General features: G+C 68.6%; 3 protein-coding genes. 2 read left to right on the top strand and 1 reads right to left on the bottom strand.

The genetic code is table 11. The features are described 5' to 3' along the window. On the bottom strand, positions 1-1,579 hold a 1,579-nt coding region (locus tag DD1DGNOD_RS05925; RefSeq protein WP_430827761.1), incomplete at its 3' end, for an HAD family hydrolase. A gap of 274 nt (positions 1,580-1,853) precedes the next feature. Between DD1DGNOD_RS05925 and DD1DGNOD_RS05920 the strand changes: the two genes are divergently transcribed. Both DD1DGNOD_RS05920 and DD1DGNOD_RS05915 read left to right on the top strand, forming a co-directional pair. Further along, positions 1,854-2,786 carry an ABC transporter permease gene (locus DD1DGNOD_RS05920; protein ID WP_131765619.1) on the top strand — a complete coding sequence of 311 codons (933 nt, stop codon included), beginning with the start codon at positions 1,854-1,856 and terminating at the stop codon, positions 2,784-2,786. Between the two features lie 117 nt (positions 2,787-2,903). Then, positions 2,904-4,136, top strand: a complete 1,233-nt coding sequence (locus tag DD1DGNOD_RS05915; RefSeq protein ID WP_241251271.1) for an ABC transporter ATP-binding protein — start codon at positions 2,904-2,906, stop codon at positions 4,134-4,136. The last annotated feature ends 40 nt before the right edge of the window (positions 4,137-4,176 follow it).

Below are 4,176 nucleotides of genomic sequence, written 5' to 3'. Positions count from 1 at the left end.
GCATGCACAGCTGCTCGAGCACTTCGGGGCTGCGCATCACCGGAGCGAACAGCGCCTCCGGTTCGCCGCCGGAGGCGACGTAGCCTTCCAGGCGCAGTCCGGAGAGGCGATGCACCTGGGCGCCGGCGTTGGTCGCCAGATACAGGCCGACGATCTCCACCTCACGACCGGAGGCCACCAGCAGCCGGTGCAGCAGACCCTGGATGGTGCCACCCCAGCCCAGGTCGACGATGACAACCGTGTCCGCCTCACCGAGCTGGGCGTCGAGGTAGCGCAGGTAGCGTTCACGCAAGCGGCTCGCGGTCGTCACGATCTCGCCGCGGAGCCGCTCGTCGTTGCACAGCGCCTGGAGGGTCTCCTCGCGCAGGCCCGGGACGTCCAGACGCCTGCCGGCGAGCGCCGAGAGCCCGGCCACCTCCTCCACGCCCACCCCGAGCTGGCGCAGCAGCTGCCCGACGCTGGGGGCGTGCCGCCGCGTCAGGAAGCCGCGCAACTCCTCGGGGCTGCCCTCGAAGACGTTGGCCAGCGCGCACACCTGCCGGGAGGCCCACAGCGGGGACGTCTTGATCCCGCGGTCGTGCCCGGGCTCCTCCAGCACGCGGGCGAGGAACACCCCCTCGCGCATGAGGCAGTGGACCCGGTCGACCCCGTAGGCCGCGGCCCGTTCGGCGGCCCACTCGCCGAATCCGGTGAACACCGGGCCGAACACGGTCGCGCCGGTCTCCCAGTGGCGTCGCAGACCCGATGGGACCGCGGCCGCGTCGGTCCGGTGCAGGGTCCGGGCCCGCATCGCGGTCACCCCGTAGTCGCCGTGCACCGGGTCGACGGGAGTGTCGGAGGTGGGTCGGGACCGCAGCCCTTCCAGGTCCAGCGTCGTCTCCAGCCCACCGGTGTACTTGGGGTAGTGGACGGCGAGGATCCCATGCTCGCGGGCGCCTTCGACGTCGGCAACCGGATTGTCACCGAGGTGGATGATCCGGGACGCCGCCACACCGGCTGCGGTGAGCACGTGGGAGAACAGGCCGTTGCTCTTGTTCACCCCGGCGTCGCTGGAGGTGAGCACCTGGGTGAACCTGATGTCGGCAAGCTCCGGCCGGCGCAGCAGCCGGCGCAGCTGGTCCGGGGAGAAGTAGGTGTCGGAGACCAGGTAGACGGGCCGGCCGAGCTTGGTGATGGCCAGTTCGGCCAGTTCGGCCACGGCCAGGTCCGCCCGGCAGATGTCCCGCTCGAGGGTGACCTCCATGGCGACGAGATCATCAATGGTGCCGCTGTTCGGCAGCGCCGCCGCGAGCACCGACCAGATCTCGTCCAGGCGAGCCTCCGGCGTGCCGCGCCCGGCCTGGCTGCGCTCGCGTGCCCTGGTCTCGGCATGCACCCGGAGCTGGGCGAACTGCGCGGGAGACACCGACGGCGGCAGCAGTCCGGCCGTGGCCAACCGATGCCCGAGCAGCAGAAAGGCGTGGGCGGGCTCGGGAACGAGCCGCAGCAGCAACGTGTCGAACACGTCCAGAGTCAGCACCTCGGCCCCCCCGGACTCCAGCTGGGACCAGACCTCACGGATCCGGACGTCGGTGAACACGGGCGTCCTCCACAGGCAGCCAGCGCGGCCACCTCCGACGGGCCGGCTGGTATCCGGGTCAAGCTGGACGGCGACCGGCCGGAGCTGAATGAACGGCCCCGATACTATGAATCGGCTCTGCAGCTCCAGTCACCGGAGTACCCAAGTCCGGTCACCGGAGTACCCAAGCCGGCCCCGTGTCGTCCCGACGCGGTGTGCTCCGGTCCGTGCGATCAGGTGTTCTCGGTAGCGTCGGACCCGTTTCCCACTCGGCACAGCTCACGGAAGGTTGTCGGTGTCGAACCTGATTGATCAGCACTCCACGCCGGCGACCCGGCCGGAGACGCGGCAACGGATCCACGACGAGCAGGGTCCGGAGTCGCGGAGGCTCGCTCGCCGCAGCCACGCCCAGACCCGGGTCCGCTGGGAGCTGCTGCGCAACCTGATCCGCAAGGATCTTAAGATCAAATACAAGGGGTCGACCCTCGGGTTCGCCTGGTCACTGGCAAACCCGCTGCTGCTGCTCGCCGTGTACACCCTCGTGTTCCAGGTCATCATGAGCGCCGGGGTGCCGCGCTTCGGTGTCTATCTGATGTCCGGCCTGCTGATCTGGAACGCGTTCTCCGCCAGCGCGTCCGCGGCCAGCGGCAGCGTGGTCTTCAACGCGAACCTCGTGAAGAAGGTCCGCTTTCCGCTGCCGGTGCTGCCGCTTTCCGCCGTGGGATTCGCCGTCGTCCACTTCGTCCTGCAGCTCGCCGTGCTCTTCGTGGTGGTCGCGGCGCTGGGTTACGGCTTCGTCGGTCTCCAGCTGCTCCTGCTGGTACCGGCCTTCGCGGTGGCGATGACCTTCACGGTGGGCCTGTCCATGCTCGTGTCGGGTCTCAACGTCCGGTATCGCGACACCGAGCACCTGCTGGAGGTGGCGCTGCTCGCGTGGTTCTGGCTCAACCCGATCGTGTATCCGGTCGGGCTGATCCGCAAACTGCTGCACGAGTGGACGTGGATCTATTTCCTGAATCCGATGGCGACGGTCATCGCGACCTTCCAACGGGCGATCTACAAAGGGCCGACCGTCAATCCCGCAACCGGGCAGGGAATCCTGGCCGACCCCGGATATCTCTTCTACCTTGAGCACCTTGCCATCGCGGGCGCGATGTCGCTGGGCCTGCTCTGGCTGGGAACACACGTGTTCCGCCGCATGCAGGCCGACTTCGCCGAGGATCTCTGAACCCGGCCGAAGCAGGCGCGACAATCGTCATGATCGTGCCGGCGGAGGCAGTGAGGAAGGTTTACAGACGTGCCAGCGCAGCAGTCACCAGCCGGACCGGCCGTGACCGGCGGCACCGTGGACGCGGCGGACGCGGCGGACGCGGCGGCAACGACACCGCCGGAGGGCCCACCGGGTGCTCAGGTGGTGATCCGGGCGACCGGTGTGAGCAAGAAGTTCATCTCCTACCATCGGCGGGCAACCAGCCTCAAGGAGCTGTTCGTCCGTCGCGGGCAGGCCAGTGGGGACGACTTCTGGGCGCTGCGCGACATCGACGTGGAGATCGGCCGCGGCCAGACCGTGGGGCTCGCCGGGGCGAACGGCTCCGGCAAGTCCACCTTGCTGAAGGTGCTGGCCGGGATCCTGCGTCCGACCCACGGTAAGATCTCGGTCAGCGGGCGGATCGCCTCCCTGCTGGAACTCGGCGCCGGTTTCAACGGCGAGCTGACCGGGCGGGACAACGTCTACCTCAACGCGTCCCTGCTGGGCCTGTCCCGTCGCGAGATCGACCGGATGTTCGACTCGATCGTCGACTTCGCCGAACTTCCCCACAAGATCGACGATGAGGTCAAGCACTACTCCTCCGGCCAGTACGTCCGGCTCGGGTTCGCCGTGGCCGTCCATGTCGACCCGGACGTCCTGCTCGTGGACGAGGTGCTGGCGGTCGGGGACGAGGCGTTCCAGAAGAAGTGCCTGGCGAAGATCGAACAGTTCCGGACGCAGGGACGCACGATCCTGTTCGTCACCCACTCCCTGGACCTGATCGAAAGCATCTGCGACCGGATCCTGGTCCTGGAATCCGGGTCGATGATCTTCGATGGCGCACCGGAGATCGGTACCCGGCTGCTGCGGCAACGCCTGGGCAGCCTGCCCTCGGACGGTCCGGTGCCCTACGACGTCGCCGCCGCCCGTCCCGTCCTGGTGACCTTCGCCCGGGATCCGGGCGGGCCGCCCCAGGTGCAGTTCGATCCGGGTGAGAAACTCACCGTCTCCCTCACCCTCGACCTCACCCAGGACGCGCCGGAACGGATTTACCTGCACGTCTACGTTCTCGGCCAGCACGATCTGCCGATCTGGCTCATGGAGACGCCCGTCGGCGGCATACCGAGCAAACCCGGACTCTTCACCATGGACTTCACCGTGCCGAAAATCCCCGAGCTGCTGGGCGCGTTCGCGATCAGCGTGCACGTCTCCGACGCCGCCACCGGCATCCCGATCACCAAGCGACGGTTCGACGACCTGTTCGGGATCAGCGGCCCGCAGGCCGGTGGCCTGCTCAAGGTCGACTACGAGGCGAGGACCCGCGGATGAGCGGCCCGGCCGCCACCGGCCCGACCACCGGCCCGACCGT

The sequence above is a fragment of the Candidatus Protofrankia californiensis genome (genome assembly GCF_900634765.1).
GTDB lineage: Bacteria > Actinomycetota > Actinomycetes > Frankiales > Frankiaceae > Protofrankia > Protofrankia californiensis.
This window is presented reverse-complemented; position numbering and strand designations above follow the sequence as displayed.